The 13,908-nt window shown below is 70.8% G+C and carries 13 protein-coding genes; 5 read left to right on the top strand and 8 right to left on the bottom strand.

The window, feature by feature from the left end; all coding sequences use genetic code 11:
* Positions 1-17 precede the first annotated feature (17 nt).
* Both AC3A46_RS06335 and AC3A46_RS06330 read left to right on the top strand, forming a co-directional pair.
* Positions 18-392, top strand: a complete 375-nt coding sequence (locus tag AC3A46_RS06335) for a PadR family transcriptional regulator (protein ID WP_378900814.1) — start codon at positions 18-20, stop codon at positions 390-392.
* 1 nt (position 393) lies between these two features.
* A complete protein-coding gene (locus tag AC3A46_RS06330) occupies positions 394-1,773 on the top strand; it encodes a permease prefix domain 1-containing protein (protein WP_487664354.1) in 1,380 nt (459 codons plus the stop codon).
* 44 nt (positions 1,774-1,817) lie between these two features.
* On the opposite strand, the gene AC3A46_RS06325 is transcribed toward AC3A46_RS06330, so the two are convergent.
* The 6 genes from AC3A46_RS06325 to AC3A46_RS06300 are packed head-to-tail and all read right to left on the bottom strand — an operon-like array spanning position 1,818 to position 8,903.
* Positions 1,818-2,279 carry a DUF3237 domain-containing protein gene (locus AC3A46_RS06325; protein WP_487664353.1) on the bottom strand — a complete coding sequence of 154 codons (462 nt, stop codon included), beginning with the start codon at positions 2,277-2,279 and terminating at the stop codon, positions 1,818-1,820.
* Positions 2,276-3,709 (bottom strand): amidase, encoded by a 1,434-nt coding sequence (locus tag AC3A46_RS06320; protein WP_487664352.1) that lies wholly within the window; start codon positions 3,707-3,709, stop codon positions 2,276-2,278. Before AC3A46_RS06320 ends, AC3A46_RS06325 begins: the two co-directional genes overlap by 4 nt.
* The gene (nikE, locus tag AC3A46_RS06315) at positions 3,706-5,397 is read right to left on the bottom strand and encodes a nickel ABC transporter ATP-binding protein NikE (RefSeq protein WP_487664351.1); all 1,692 of its coding nucleotides are present in this window, start codon (positions 5,395-5,397) and stop codon (positions 3,706-3,708) included. The genes AC3A46_RS06320 and nikE overlap by 4 nt, the downstream gene beginning before the upstream one ends.
* The gene (locus AC3A46_RS06310; protein ID WP_487664350.1) at positions 5,394-6,257 is read right to left on the bottom strand and encodes an ABC transporter permease; all 864 of its coding nucleotides are present in this window, start codon (positions 6,255-6,257) and stop codon (positions 5,394-5,396) included. The genes nikE and AC3A46_RS06310 overlap by 4 nt, the downstream gene beginning before the upstream one ends.
* Positions 6,254-7,213, bottom strand: a complete 960-nt coding sequence (locus AC3A46_RS06305) for an ABC transporter permease (protein WP_487664349.1) — start codon at positions 7,211-7,213, stop codon at positions 6,254-6,256. The genes AC3A46_RS06310 and AC3A46_RS06305 overlap by 4 nt, the downstream gene beginning before the upstream one ends.
* A 34-nt stretch (positions 7,214-7,247) precedes the next feature.
* Positions 7,248-8,903, bottom strand: coding sequence for an ABC transporter substrate-binding protein (locus AC3A46_RS06300; RefSeq protein WP_487664348.1), 1,656 nt, complete (start codon positions 8,901-8,903; stop codon positions 7,248-7,250).
* A 132-nt stretch (positions 8,904-9,035) separates the two neighbouring features.
* On the opposite strand from AC3A46_RS06300, the gene AC3A46_RS06295 reads away from it, so the two are divergent.
* Positions 9,036-9,647, top strand: coding sequence for a TetR/AcrR family transcriptional regulator (locus AC3A46_RS06295; RefSeq protein ID WP_487664347.1), 612 nt, complete (start codon positions 9,036-9,038; stop codon positions 9,645-9,647).
* Here AC3A46_RS06295 and AC3A46_RS06290 read toward each other — a convergent pair.
* Positions 9,632-10,087 carry a DUF3237 domain-containing protein gene (locus tag AC3A46_RS06290; protein WP_487664346.1) on the bottom strand — a complete coding sequence of 152 codons (456 nt, stop codon included), beginning with the start codon at positions 10,085-10,087 and terminating at the stop codon, positions 9,632-9,634. The two genes, AC3A46_RS06295 and AC3A46_RS06290, sit on opposite strands and share 16 nt — an antisense overlap.
* Positions 10,084-11,766, bottom strand: a complete 1,683-nt coding sequence (locus AC3A46_RS06285) for a CocE/NonD family hydrolase (protein ID WP_487664345.1) — start codon at positions 11,764-11,766, stop codon at positions 10,084-10,086. Before AC3A46_RS06285 ends, AC3A46_RS06290 begins: the two co-directional genes overlap by 4 nt.
* Positions 11,767-11,884: 118 nt before the next feature.
* Between AC3A46_RS06285 and AC3A46_RS06280 the strand changes: the two genes are divergently transcribed.
* Both AC3A46_RS06280 and AC3A46_RS06275 read left to right on the top strand, forming a co-directional pair.
* On the top strand, positions 11,885-12,457 hold the full coding sequence (locus AC3A46_RS06280) for a TetR/AcrR family transcriptional regulator (protein ID WP_487664344.1): 573 nt from the start codon (positions 11,885-11,887) through the stop codon (positions 12,455-12,457).
* 270 nt (positions 12,458-12,727) lie between these two features.
* The gene (locus tag AC3A46_RS06275) at positions 12,728-13,819 is read left to right on the top strand and encodes a DNA polymerase IV (RefSeq protein WP_487664343.1); all 1,092 of its coding nucleotides are present in this window, start codon (positions 12,728-12,730) and stop codon (positions 13,817-13,819) included.
* The last annotated feature ends 89 nt before the right edge of the window (positions 13,820-13,908 follow it).

Below are 13,908 nucleotides of genomic sequence, written 5' to 3'. Positions count from 1 at the left end.
CTAGGTATGGAGGCGACGTGAAGATCGGCAAGGACCTGGTCGCCGCGGCGGCGACGCCGATGGTGCTCGGCATCCTCGCGGAGGGCGAGTCTTACGGCTACGCGATCCTGCAGCGGGTGGGCGAGCTGTCGGGCGGAGAGCTGGAATGGAGCGACGGCATGCTGTATCCGCTGCTGCACCGACTCGAGCGCCTCGGGCACGTCGAGTCGTCGTGGGGCGCGTCCCCCAGCGGCCGACCGCGTAAGCACTACCGGCTCAGCCAGACCGGCCGCGCGGCGTTCGCCGAGCAGCGGCAGCAGTGGGCGGTCGTGAGCCGCGCTCTGCAGCGCGTGTGGTCGGATCGCGACGGCGGCACCGACTTCGCCGGCGTCCCGGCGTTCGGAGGGGCCTGACATGACCGAAGACCTCGACCCCCGCATCGAAGAGCAGATCTCGACGTGGCGCGCATACGTCTCGCGCCCGGAGGCGATCGACGGCCGCGACGTCGACGAGCTCGAAGACCATCTGCGCGGCCAGATCGACCGGCTCGAGGCATCCGGTCTCGACGGCGACGAAGCGTTCCTCGTCGCGGTGAAGCGGCTCGGCGGCCTCGACGACCTGTCGCGCGAGTTCGCGCGTGAGCACTCCGAGCGCCTCTGGAAGCAGCTGATGTTCCACGACGAGCCGCGCGCCCCACGGACCGGCGGCGGGCTGCTGCTCGCGGTCGGGCTCGCGGTGGCGGCCGCGCTGGCGGTGAAGATCCCGTCCCTGTTCGGCATCCAGTTCGCAGAGGACGGAGACTTCTACGGCCGCTGGTACGCACTGCTCGTGCTGCCGTTCCTCGCGGCGTACTTCCTGGTCCGGCGCAAGGCGGCGCCCACGACCATCGCGATCGTGGCCGTGCCGTTCGTCGCGGCCGCCGTCGTGATGGCGCTCTACCCGTTCGCCCCGGGCGGCGCGACCCTCATGCTCGCGGCGACGCACCTCGTCGTGGTGCTGTGGCTCGTCACCGGCATCGGCTACGTCAACGGACGCTTCCGCTCGAGCCGCGCCCGCATGGACTTCATCCGGTTCACCGGCGAGTGGGTGGTCTACCTCGCGCTCATCGCGCTCGGCGGCGGCGTGCTGATCGCGCTCACGATGGGCGTGTTCGCGGCGATCGGCCTCGACGCGGGCTGGTTCGTCGAGGAGGTCATGGTTCCGTGCGGACTCGCGGGCGCCATCATCGTCGCGGCGTGGCTGGTCGAGGCGAAGCAGAGCGTCATCGAGAACATCGCTCCCGTGCTCACGAAGCTCTTCACGCCGTTGTTCACGCTACTGCTGCTCGCCTTCATCGTCGCGGGCTTCATCCAGGGCAGCCTCATCGACGACAGCTCGACCGAGATGTTCGGCCAGCGCGACCTTCTCATCCTCTTCGACATCGTGCTCGTCGTCGTGGTCGGCCTGCTGCTGTACGCCCTCTCGGCGCGTGACCCGCTGGCGCCGCCCTCGTGGTTCGACCGGATGCAGCTGCTCATGGCCGTCGCGGCGCTCGTCGTCGACATCATGGTGCTCGTCGCGATGATCGGGCGTATCGCCGAGTGGGGCGCGAGCCCCAACAAGCTCGCCTCGCTCGGGCTCAACGTCATCCTGCTCGCGAACCTCGCGGGTGCGGCCTGGCTCCAGCTGCGGTTCGCGATGCACCGCGCACCGTTCGAGCGCCTCGAGCGCTGGCAGACCGGCTTCATGCCCGTCTACCTCGGGTGGGCGGCGATCGTCGTGGTGGTCTTCCCGCCCGTCTTCGCGTACGCGTGACGGATGCTGCGACCCGGCGTCGATCGCCGGGCCGCAGCATCCAATCAGGTCAGTCGGAACACCCGGATGCAGACGTGACCGGGCTCCGGCCGCGCGTAGCCGACGAACTGCGCCTCGGTGAGCCAGCGGTGCGTGGCGGCGCCGGTCTGGAACACGAAGGCGGTCCGGTAGTAGAGCTCGTCCTCGCCGACCGGCTCGCCCGCGTGCAGCCGCCGCTCGACGTCTTCACCGGCGTGCCAGTAGCCGCGGTTGACCACGTCGATCGCCGCACCGTCGTCAGCCTCGATCAGATAGCGGGCGTCGAGCTGGGTGGTGGCCGCGCGCGTCACCCACCAGTCCGCGCCAACAGGGAGGACCCGCCCGGTCAGCCGCGGTCCTTCGATGGTGCCGCCGAGGATGGGCGTGACGTTGAGGTCCTCGGAGTCCGTGCGTCCGACCCGGATCGGGTCCGCCACTGCCACCTTCAGCTCGAAGACGAACTCGAGCCCGGGTGCGAACGCGCTCACGCGACAGCTCCGGCGACCGGCGTCTGCACCGGCGTCAGCGTGCCGAGGGCAGCCTCGACGTCGCGGGCCGCAGCGAGCGAGACGTGGTCGCCGTTGCGGGGGCCGATCAGCTGGACGCCCGTCGGGAGCCCGTCCTCGTCCAGCCCCGTCGGCACGGCGACCGACGGCAGGCCCAAGAAGTTCACGGTGACGAGCAGACGGTGGTCGCGCCAGAGCTCGGTGGTCGCGGCCGGGCCGGACAGATCGAATCCGATTTCGGGCATGCGCCGCGCCGAAACGGGGCCGAGCACGATCGGGTACTCGGCCTGGAACCTCTCCCACGCCGCCGCGATCACCGTGCGGCGTGCCCAGGCGCCGCCGTAGGCCTCGCCCGAGGCCAGCACCGCGGTCTCCCGGGCGTTGTCGAGGAAGTACTGTGTCGACCCGTGCGACAGCGGCGCCGGCAGCGCGCCGGGCAGGAACGCGCCGACCATCTCTGTCGTTGAGATCTGCCGCCAGAGGGTCGCGGCCTCTTCGATGAGGGGCGGCTCGACCTCGTCGACCTCCCACCCCGCGGCGGCGAGCGCGTCGGCGGCGCGGCCGATCGCGGCGGCGACCTGCGGATCGATGCCCCAGCCGAGCGGGTCGCGTACGACGGCGACCCGCTTCGGGCCGTCGTAGGAGGACGGATGCGGCACGGTCACAGTGGTCGGGTCGCTCCCGTCCGCCCCGTGCATGAGCGCGAAGGCGACGTCGAGGTCGTCGACACGGCGGGCGATCGGACCGTTGACGGCGAAGAACTGCAGCGACAGCGCCACCGGCTCGGTGATCTCCGCCATCGGAGCCGGGATCCTGCCCGCCGACGGTCGCAGTGCGCACACTCCGGCGGCGTACGCAGGAAGGCGCAGCGAGCCGCCGTAGTCGTTGCCGAGACCGAGCGGTGTCATGCCGGTGGCGACGGCCACCGCGTCTCCGCCGCTCGAGCCGCCGGGCACCCGGAACGGGTCCCACGGGTTCAGCGTGCGGCCGAACAGATCGTTGTCGGTGTCCCACCGCAGCCCCCAGTCGGGCATGTTGCCGCGTCCGACCGGGATGGCGCCGGCTTCGAGCAGGCGGCGGACCATCGTCGCGTCCTTCGCGGGAACCGCCTCGGCCATGAAAGGCCATCCGCTCGTCGACGCCGACCATGTCAGGTCGATGTTCTCCTTGACGGTGAACGGCACGCCCGCGAGCGGGCCGGCGTCCTCGCCGGCATCGAGCGCCGCATCGACGCGCTCGGCGAGAGCACGCGCCCGGTCGTGGAACACGACGGTGAGCGCGTTGACGGCCGGGTTCACCTCGTCGATCCGCGCGAGATGCGCGTCGATCACGGCGCGGGCCGTGATCTCTCGCGTGCGGACAGCGTCCGCGAGCTCGCGGACGCTGAGCTGCCAGAGCCGGCGATCGGTCATTTCTCTCCTCGGGGTGTGATGATCCGGGTGGTCCTCGTGGCTACCGCGGGCAGTGCAGACGTGCGGACGGGCAGCCGTCGGCGCGGCACCCATCCCGCGCGCGGGATGGAGTCGAGGAGGGTGCGGGTGTACTCGGCGCTCGGGCGATCGAGCACGTCGGCGATGGGGCCCTGCTCCACCACGGCGCCCGACTTCATGACCACGACGTGGTCGCATAGCCGCCGCACGGTGGTGAGATCGTGCGAGATCATCAGCAGCGCGACACCGGTCTCCCGACGGATGGCGTCGAGCAGCGTCAGGATCTCGACCTGGGTCGTCACGTCGAGCGCCGACACCGCCTCGTCGAGCACGAGGATCTCGGGGTCGGCGGCGAGCGCCCGCGCGATCGCGACGCGCTGACGCTGGCCGCCCGACAGTGATCGCGGCCGCTGAGCCGCGAGCGCGGGATCGAGCTTCACCGCTGCCATCAGATCGTCGACGCGGAGGTCGAGCTCGGCGCGGGCGATGCGGCGACGGTGCACGGCCACCGCCTCCGCGAGGCACAGACGCACCGTCTGTCGAGGGTCGAGGGACTGGTAGGGGTCCTGGAAGACCATCTGGGCGATCCGTGCGCGAGCGCGGCGGTCGGAGGCACGCCGTGCGGGCGTGGTCCAGTCCTCGCCCTTGACCGTCACCGTTCCGGCGTCGGCCTTCTCCAGACCGCAGATGATGCGCGCCGTCGTGGACTTGCCCGAGCCCGACTCCCCCACGACGCCGAGCGAACCGCCGCGCGCCAGGGCGAAGCCGACGTCGTCGACGGCGACGAACTCCTCGCGACCGCCGCGTGGCGAGCGCACCTGGAAGGTCTTGCGCAGTCCTCCGACCTCGAGCACCGGTGCCTCCGCAGCGGTCCGCTCGGCGATCAGGTCACCGGGGAGCGTGGCCGAGAGCAGCCGCTGCGTGTACGGGTCCGCAGCATCCGTCCTCATCGTCGCGGCTCGCAGCGTCTCGATCGTGCGACCGTGCTGCATCACCGCGACGCGGTCGCACACCGCGCCGGCGAGGGCCAGATCGTGCGTGATGAACAGCAGAGCGAGGTCTCGGTGGCGCCGGAGGTCCGCGATGACCGCCATCACCTCCTCCTGCGTGGTGACGTCGAGGGCCGTCGTGATCTCGTCGGCGAGGAGGACCGGCGGGTCCATCGCGAGCGTCGCGGCGATCATCACGCGTTGCAGCAGTCCGCCCGAGAGATCACCCGGCCGCTGCCGCATGCGACGCGCGGGGTCGGGGATGCCGACCTCGGCGAGGAGATCCTGCGCGCGCCGGTCGGCGGCATCCGGCTTCTCCCCCGCGACCGAGATCAGCGCCTCGGTCATGAAGTCCCCGATGGTGCGCAGCGGGTTCAGGTGCGCGCGCGGCGTCTGGAACACCATGCCGAGGCGGCGGGCGCGGATCTCGCGCAGCCGCTTGGCGGGCAGCGCCGCGATGTCCTCCCCGTCGATGCGGATCGTGCCACCCACGGTGAAGCCCTCGGGGAGCAGGCCCGCGACCGCACGCACCGACAGGGTCTTGCCCGAGCCGGACTCGCCGACCAGGCCCAGCGCCTCGCCCGCCTTCACCTGGAGCGTGCAGTCGTGCACGATGGCGCGCGGTGCCTCGGTGCCGGGGGCGGAGATCGAGACGTGATCGAGTTCGAGGACGGAGGTCATCGGTCGGCTCCTTCCGCCCACGTGGTCACGCGGGCGCCGAGGATGTTCACGGCGAGAACGGTCACGACGACCAGCGCGGCAGGGAACAACGACTGCTCGGGCGCCCCGACGAGCAGCGACGGCTGTCCGGCTGCGATCATCACGCCCCAGTCCGCCGACGGCGGCTGCGCGCCGAGTCCCAGAAACGAGATCGCGGCGAGGTCGAGCATCGCGTAGCCGAAGCCGACGGTCGACTGTGCGAGCAGGGCCGGCAGCAGGGCGGGCACGAGGTGCCGGAAGCAGATCGCCAGGGATCCCACGCCCTGGATGCGCAGTGCCGCGATGTAAGGCTTCGCGAGCTCGCTGCGAGCCGAGGCGCGCATCAGGCGAGCGACGATCGGGACGTACGCGATCGACAGCGCCACGATCGGCGCGATGAGCCCCTTGCCGAACATCGACACGGCGAGGATCGCGAGCACGAGACCCGGGATCGCGAAGATCACCTCGATGAGCCGCGAGCTCACGCCGTCGACCCAGCCGCCGAACCACGCCGAGACGATCGCGATGAGGGCACCGAGGAGCGACGACGCGATCACCACGACGATGGGCGCGAACACGCTCGGCGCGGCGCCGACGAGCACACGGGACAGGATGTCGCGACCGAGGTCGTCGGTGCCCATCCAGTGCTCGAGCGACGGTGGAGCCGAGATGGGTCCGACGTAGAGCTGGTTCGGGTCGTACGGCGCGAGCCACGGGCCGAACAGCGCCATCGCGAGGATGCCGATCATCACGATCCCGGCCGCGATCAGCAGCGGGTCGCGCACGGAGAGGCGGCGAGCGAACGTGGGCACGCGGCCGCCGGCCAGCTGGGCGACGCTCATGCGGTCCTCCTGGGCTTCACGGAGTCGGGGTCGATCAGCGCGATCGCGACGTCGGCGGCGGCGTTGAGCACGACGAAGAGGATCACGAGCAGGAGCGAGATCACCTGCACGACGGGAATGTCTTTGCGGGCAGCCGCCTCGGTGAGCAGCGACCCCATCCCGCCGATCCCGAACGCCTGCTCGGCGATCGCCGATGCCGCGAACAGCCCCGCGACCGTCGCGCCGGAGATCGCGAGGATCTGCGGCGACGCGTTCAGGAACACGTGGCGACGGAAGATCTGGGAGCGAGGGATGCCGCGCACCCGGGCCGTGTCGACATGCTCGGAGTGCAGCTGCCCGACCACGGCGCCGCGCGTGATGCGGCTGAGGTACGCGATGTAGAGCACCGAGAGCGAGATCGCCGGAAGAGTCAGGTGGTACAGGTTGTCGAGCAGTCCCTCGCCGGCCCCGTAGACCGGGAACAGCCCGAGGACCCGCCCGAAGACCCAGATCAGCAGGATCGCGACGACGAAGGTCGGCAGCGCGACCCCGAACGACGTGGTCACGAGCACCGCCCGGTCGGTTGCGCGGCCCCGCGTCGCCGCGAGGATGCCCGAGCCGACGCCGAAGATCGCGATGAGCACGATCGTGTACAGCACGAGCAGAAGGGTGACCCCGAAGCGCGGGGCGATGAGCTCGGTGACCGGTGTCTTGTACACGAACGATGTGCCGAGGTCGCCGGTGAGCACCCCGCCGATCCAGTACAGGTACTGCACCCAGACCGGCTGGTCGAGGTGATGCGCGGCCTTGATGGCCTCGATCATCTCCGGCGTGGGCCGCACACCCCCGGCGAGCGCGACGACCGGGTCGCCGGGGGTGAGCAGCACGGCCGAGAAGATGACGACGCTCGACAGGAACAGCGTGAGGAGCAGTCCTCCGAGCTTGCCCAGCAGCTGCCGGGCCACGCTGGCGTTCATCGTCATCCTCCTCCGACGTGGTGGTGCGGGCGGATCACTTGCCACCGAGACGCAAGGCCCACGGGCTGGCGTACGCCGCCACCGAGGTCACGACGCCCGTCAGGTCGTTGCCGAGGAACGTCGTGTGGTACGAGCCAGCGAGTGTGACCTGCAACTGGTCGGGAGCGAAGACCTCCTGGGCGCCGACGTACGCCTCGGCGGCGCCGTTCGCATCGGGCGTCGTGCGCGCCGCCTGCACACCGGCGGTGACATCGGCGTTCGCATAGCCGGTCCAGTTGAAGATCCCGCCCTGGTCGGGCGGCAGCACGAAAAGCTGCGGGTAGGTCAGCACGCCCGGGGTCTCGGTGTAGCCGGTGGTCGCGACGAAGTCGATGCTGTCGCGGGGGCCGGGGTCAGGCAGGAAGATGGCCGCGAAGTCGGCGGCCTGGCGCTCGTCGATCTCGATGGTCAGGCCGATCTGCGAGGCCGCGCTCTGCACGATCACCGCGGTCTGCGACAGCTCCTTGTTGCCGGCCGGGATCGCGAGGCGCAGCGGCACCGAGGTGTCCTCCCCCGATTCCTCGACGAGCTTCTTCGCGGCATCCAGGTCGACGTGGGGCGCCTCGAGGGCGTCGTAGCCGGCCTGGTAGACGTCGGCCGCGGCCGCGCCCGACCACGAGAACGGCGCCACGAAGGTGCTCTGCGGCTGCGCGAGACCGTGCAGGACGGTCGCGATGTACTGCTCGCGGTCGATCGCGAGGCTGAGCGCCTGGCGGATCTTCGGGTTCGCCCCCGCCCCGGCCTCGCGCGTCGGGCCGAACGAGAACGAGGCGGTCGAGGGCCCGATCACGAACTGCCCGGTGTCGGAGGAGGCGAACGCGTCACGGCTGGCGGGCGCGACGTTGAACGCGCCGTCCACTTCGCCCGCGAGGAGGGCGTTGGTGAGCGTGGTGCCATCCGGGATGAACTTGTAGGTCAGCTTCTTCACCAGCGGCGCGCCGTCCCAGTAGTCCTCGTTGGCGACCGTGACGATCTCGCTGCCGGGGGTCCAGCTTTCGAGCTTGTAGGGCCCGGCACACATCAGCTCGCCTCCCGACGTGCCGAGCGCATCGCCCTGCTCCTCGCTCACCGCCTTGCTGAGCACTGCTCCGGCGCCCCCCGTCAGCGCGTCGCGGAAGGTCGTGTCGGGTGCGACGAAGTGCACGGTCACCTGGTTGTCGCCGGTGACCTCGATGCCGTTCTCGGGTGCGACGAGCACGAACGCGCCGTAGAACGCCGAGGTGATGTCGCTGTGGTGTCGTTCGAGGCTGTACACGATGTCGTCGGGGGTGACCGCGGAGCCGTCCCAGAAGGTGACGCCCGGACGGATGTCGATGACGAACGTCACCGGGTCGACCCAGTCCGCGTTCTCGGCGATGCCCGCCGCGACCGAGAAGTCGGGCTGCACGGTCAGCAGGCTGGTGCAGAGGTTGGGCTGCACGAAGTTGTAGTCCGCACCCGGCACGAGCGAACGCGGCTCCCCCTCGACGAGCGCCCAGGTGACCTCGTCGACTTCGGTGGTGCCGGCGGGCAGCGCGTCGACGAGTTCGACGGGCGCGAACGTCGCGTCGCCGGTCGGCGACGTCTCGGTGTCGCGGGGTGTGCACCCGGCAAGCAGCACGAGCGCTGCTCCGGCTGCGACGACCGCGGCAGCCTTGCCTCGGATTCTCATCTCGTTTCCTTTCGGGTCGGTCGAGGGAGATCGTCGATCGCGGCAGCGTCGCCGCGATCACCCTCAGGGTAGTACAACACTGTTGTACATCAACGTTGCATTTGTGTTACGAGCCTGAATAAAGTGGGTTGCATGCCCCGCGAGGTAGACGCCGAACAGCGGCTCGCCGACATCGCCGCCGCGACCATCCGCGTCGCGCGCTCGGCGGGCTCGCATGCCGTGACCATCCGCTCGGTAGCCAAGGAGCTCGGAGGTTCGACGACCCTCGTCACGAACTACCTCCCCTCCCGCGCCGCGCTCATCCTGAACGCACTGGACCGCGGCCGGGACCGCTGGCAGGTCGCCCTCGACGAGTCGCTCGCCGGGGCCGCGCCCGTGGACCGGTTCGCCGTCGTCATCGAGTGGTCGCTGACGACCGGACCGGACGAACCGGTGCTGCGTGCGCTGATCCTCGAGATCGTGGCGAACGCGGACCGCGAGCCGGACCTCCGCACGGCCCTCCATCGCGAGAGTTCGGCGTATCAGCAGCTGCTCGTCGAGGAGGCGCGGGGCGCGGGCTATCTCGAGCCCGAGCACGTCGCGGGCCTGGCGTACCTGCTGGTTCGCGGGTCGTACGTCGCGAGCGCGGAGGATCCGGCCCGCTGGGACGAGGCCCAGCTGCGCGAGGTCATCCACGCGACGCTCGCCGCGCAGCCCCGCACGCGCGTGGACGCGGACCTGAACGCACATCAGCGCACCACGTAGACCCGGACGCACACCTGGCCGTCCTCGTCGCGCGCGAGCCCGATGAACTGGTGCTCGGCGAGCCAGCGGTGGGGCGCAGCATCCGTCTGGAACACCGGCGCGGTGCGGAAGTAGTACGCGTCCTCCGGCACGTTCTCGCCCGCCTCCACGCGGGCGATCACGTCGTCCGACGCGCGGTAGTAGCCGCGGTTGAGGATGTCGATGACCGCGCCGTCGTCGGCGCGCAGCAGGTAGCGCGCCTCGAGCTGCGCCGTTCCAGATCGCTCCACAGCCCAGTCCCCGCCGCCGGCCAGCACCTCTCCGTTCAACAGCGGGCCCGCCACGGTGCCGCCCGAGACCGGCGTGAACGTCAGCTCCTCGTCGGCGCTGCGACCGATGCGGAAGTGCGGATCGATGTCGACGCGGATCTCGAACGCGTACTCCAGGACCGGTTCGTTCATGAGCGAGCCTCCTCGGCTTCGGCGGTGGGCAGGACGGTGAGGGTGACGCGCAGCGCCTCGTCGCCGCCGAGTGCGATCCGCTGCCGGTTGACGGCGGTCTCGACGGCGCCCCACGGCTCCTCTCCTGTGCCGGGCTGCGGCAGGAATTCGGGGAAGTCGCTCGAGTGGATGTGCAGGCGGAGGCGATGCCCTGCACGCACGCGGTACCCCAGCTGGCCCAGGTCGATGTCGACGGCGGCCGGGTTCGCAGCATCCGTCACGTGCACCTGGCCGCGCGCGATGCGCAGCGCCCGGCCGTCGGGGGCCACGTCGAGCAGCCGCGCGAACACGTCCGTCACCGGGCCGTCGGACGACACGGATGCTGCGACCCGCACGGGTCCCACGAGGTCGACGTCGCGCTGGAACACGTCGGTGGTGAACGAGAGCACATCGGCCCTTGCGCCCAGCGCGGCTTCATCGGGGGCGTAGAGGAGGAACGCGAACGCGTTCGGGACGCTCGACGGCACGAGGTCGGCCGGGTCGTGCAGCCACTCGAGCCCGGACGCGCCCTCGGGCGCCTCGGGCGAGAGCCCTCCGGCGGCGTGGGCGTACAGCGTGCAGCTCTCCACCTCCCGCGGCGGCCACGTGTCTGCGGCGCGCATGCCGGACGTGCCGGCGAGATTCCAGCTCACCCGAGGGATGTCGGCGGCGCGACCCCTCCCCCGCACGAACACCTCGAAGAAGCCGACCGCGGGCTGCAGCATCCGTGGCAGCTCCGCACGGATCTGGTCGAGGCTGCGCTCCTCGACCCGCGCTGTGGCGGGGTCGTCGAGGTAGTACGACTCGTGGTCCATGGACTCGATGCGGAGGAAGTGATTGAGCGCCCAGGCCGGTCGCTGCTCGATCTCGGCGACATCCGCCCATGAGAGGGGCGCGCAGTTGTCCCACCAGCCGATGGTGTGCAGCGTCGGCACCGGACGCGCGTCGAAGGGGCTGGCGAGCGGGAACCGCGGCAGGTGCACGGCGCGCGGGTACCACTGGTCGTACGAAATGGAACGGGCGCCGAGTTGCGCGACGACCTCCTCGGCCTGCGCGCTGAAAGGTCGGCGGGAGGTGTCGAGGTCCCAGAAGAAGCCGTCCTGCGAGTGGAAGTAGGTGAGGGGGTAGAGGTAGGTGATCGCCCACTCCACCCGGCGGGTGCGCTCCCCCGGGATCACGCGCACCGGCTCGCCGAGCATCGTGCCGGTCACGCGTGGGGCGATGGCCTTGAGCGCGGGATGCTGCGACGCGACCGCCGCCCACTGCGTGTAGCCGTAGTAGCTGTCGCCCCACATCGCGACCCGGCCGTTCGACCACTCCTGGGCAACGATCCAGTCGATCGTGTCGTAGCCGTCGTCGACCTCGTTGACGAACAGCAGCGCGTCGCCCTCGGAGCGGAACTTGCCGCGCACGTCCTGCGCGACGACGCGGTAGCCGCGGGCCGTGAAGTACTCGGCGATGAGCGGGATGAATGTGTACTCGCCGCTCTTGTCGTACGGCAGCCGGATGAGCACGGTGTCACCCGCGCTCGCGTCGGGGTCGGCGGGCGCACCGGGGAGATAGACGTCGGTGGCGAGGCGCACGCCGTCACGCATGCGCACGCGCTCTTCGCGGGCGGCGGGACTGACGGGCGCGGGCCCGACATGCACGATCTCCGGCACAGCTGCCTCCTCTTCGAGCGGGTGGATGCCACGGTAGGGACTTCTGTGTTGTTAGTCAAGTCTGACTAGACAATAAACTGAGCATGAACGTACCGTAGGGTGCGACAGGGAGGTACCGATGGCCCGACCATCCGTCGCCGAGGAGCGCACGCGGCAGATCGTGGATGCGACGATCCGCACGATCGCCGCGCACGGCATCACCGGCGCGAGCCTGGAGCGCATCGCCGAAGAGGCCGGCATGTCGCGCGGCCACGTGCGGCACTTCGTGGGCAACCGTGAGGAGCTCCTGCGCGAAAGCGCCCGTCGGTTCTACTACGAGGACGCCGAAGGCGAGTCCATCCTCCCCCTCGGCACTGCCGACGTCTCCGGCGCGCTGAACTTCCTGTTCGGTGACGAGTTCGCAGCGCCCGGCAACGAGAACGCCGTCGTCCTCGGCTTCGTCGAGGCCGCCCGCACCGATCCCGTGCTCGCCGGACTCCTTGTGTCGGCCTATCAGGGCACGCACGGCGCACTCGGCGCGCTGCTGGCCACTGAGCACCCCGACGCCGACACCGAGGCCTGCGCCTCCGTCGCCTACGGCGTCGTGGGCATCGCGCTCCACAACGTCTTCCTGAGCGACATCGCGTCGGCGGCGACGGGTACGGCGACTGCCCGCGCCGCCGCCGAGCGTCTCATCGCGACGCTGGACTGACCCCGCGAACGCGGAACGGGACGGATGCCGCGGCCCGCAGCATCCGTCCCCTCCGCGATCGCGCACCTCCACCGCCTCGCGGCCTCACGTCCTGTCCCGGTCGGGGCGCGAACTCTCCGTTGGGGCGCACGTTCTGCGCCCCAACGGAGAGAACGCGCCCCGAACCAGGCAGACGACGGTGTCGGGGACACAGTGACACCGGCGAGCACGCGCGGGTGTCGGCGCGGACGCCTAGTCTCGTGTCATGCGCCGGACGCGACGGGCGGGATCGTGAGCGACCTCGCCGCGCCCGCGCCCCGGCGCTGGGTGCTCCACGTCGACCTCGACCAGTTCATCGCCGCTGTCGAGATCCTGCGCAACCCCGAGCTCGCGGGCAAGCCCGTCATCGTCGGCGGCCGGGGCGACCCCACCGAGCGCGCGGTCGTCTCCACGGCGTCGTACGAGGCGCGCGCGTTCGGGGTCGGGTCGGGGATGCCGCTGCGCATCGCCGCGCGCAAGATCCCGGGTGCCGTGATCCTGCCTGTCGACGCGCCGCTCTACCTCGCAGCATCCGAGGAGGTCATGGCGACACTGCGCGCGCAGCCGGGAGCCGTGGTGCAGGTGCTGGGGTGGGACGAGGCGTTCGTCGGCGTCCTGACCGACGACCCCGAAGGCTACGCCCGCCGGCTGCAGCAGGACGTGCTCGACCGCACCCGCCTGCACTGCAGCGTCGGCATCGGCGACAACCTGATCCGGGCGAAGAACGCCACCGACTTCGGCAAGCCGCGCGGCACCTTCCACCTCACCGCCGACAACTGGCTCGAGGTCATGGGCCACCGCCCGACGATCGCGCTGTGGGGCGTCGGCTCGAAGATCTCGAAGCGGCTCGCGCTGCTCGGGATCGAGACGGTGTCCCAGCTCGCCGTCGCCGACCCGGACGCCCTCACCCACGAATTCGGGCCCAAGATGGGCCTCTGGTACCTCCAGCTCGGCCGCGGCGACGGGTCGAATGTCGTCGACGACACACCCTGGGTGGCTCGCGGCCACAGCAAGGAGACGACGTTCCAGGTCGACATCGTCGAACCGGCCGAGATCGAGGGCGCGGTCCGCAGACTCCTCGGCGAAGTGCTCGACGAGGTCGCCGCCGACGACCGCCCCGTCGTGGGACTCGGACTGAAGGTGCGCTACGCGCCGTTTCTCACCAAGACGTTCACGAAGAAGATCCCGGCGACGTCCGACCGCGAGGTCGTGCTGGCCCGCACGATGGAGCTCGTCGCGAAGATCGAGCCCGGCAGGCCCATCCGCCTCCTCGGCGTGCGCGCCGGGATGGCGATGCCCGACGATGCCCGCGACGGCCACACGCCCACCCGCGGCGGCTGGTGACGGTCGCACCGACATGACCCTGCAGGGTCATGCGTTCCGTCCCCGTCCCCGGCGCGACCGTTCTCAGGAGCGTCCTCGCCCGGCGCCGC

The sequence above is a fragment of the Microbacterium sp. Soil_C_42 genome (assembly GCF_057656735.1).
Note: the sequence above shows the minus strand (reverse complement) of the source record. Positions and strands in the feature narration are given on the sequence as shown.

Coding starts and splice junctions, on each gene's coding strand:
- AC3A46_RS06300 (WP_487664348.1), bottom strand. CDS start 8,903: ATGAGAATCCGAGGCAAGGCTGCCGCGGTCGTCGCAGCCGGAGCAGCG.
- AC3A46_RS06305 (WP_487664349.1), bottom strand. CDS start 7,213: ATGAACGCCAGCGTGGCCCGGCAGCTGCTGGGCAAGCTCGGAGGACTG.
- AC3A46_RS06330 (WP_487664354.1), top strand. CDS start 394: ATGACCGAAGACCTCGACCCCCGCATCGAAGAGCAGATCTCGACGTGG.
- AC3A46_RS06290 (WP_487664346.1), bottom strand. CDS start 10,087: ATGAACGAACCGGTCCTGGAGTACGCGTTCGAGATCCGCGTCGACATC.
- AC3A46_RS06280 (WP_487664344.1), top strand. CDS start 11,885: ATGGCCCGACCATCCGTCGCCGAGGAGCGCACGCGGCAGATCGTGGAT.
- AC3A46_RS06310 (WP_487664350.1), bottom strand. CDS start 6,257: ATGAGCGTCGCCCAGCTGGCCGGCGGCCGCGTGCCCACGTTCGCTCGC.
- nikE (WP_487664351.1), bottom strand. CDS start 5,397: ATGACCTCCGTCCTCGAACTCGATCACGTCTCGATCTCCGCCCCCGGC.
- AC3A46_RS06320 (WP_487664352.1), bottom strand. CDS start 3,709: ATGACCGATCGCCGGCTCTGGCAGCTCAGCGTCCGCGAGCTCGCGGAC.
- AC3A46_RS06295 (WP_487664347.1), top strand. CDS start 9,036: ATGCCCCGCGAGGTAGACGCCGAACAGCGGCTCGCCGACATCGCCGCC.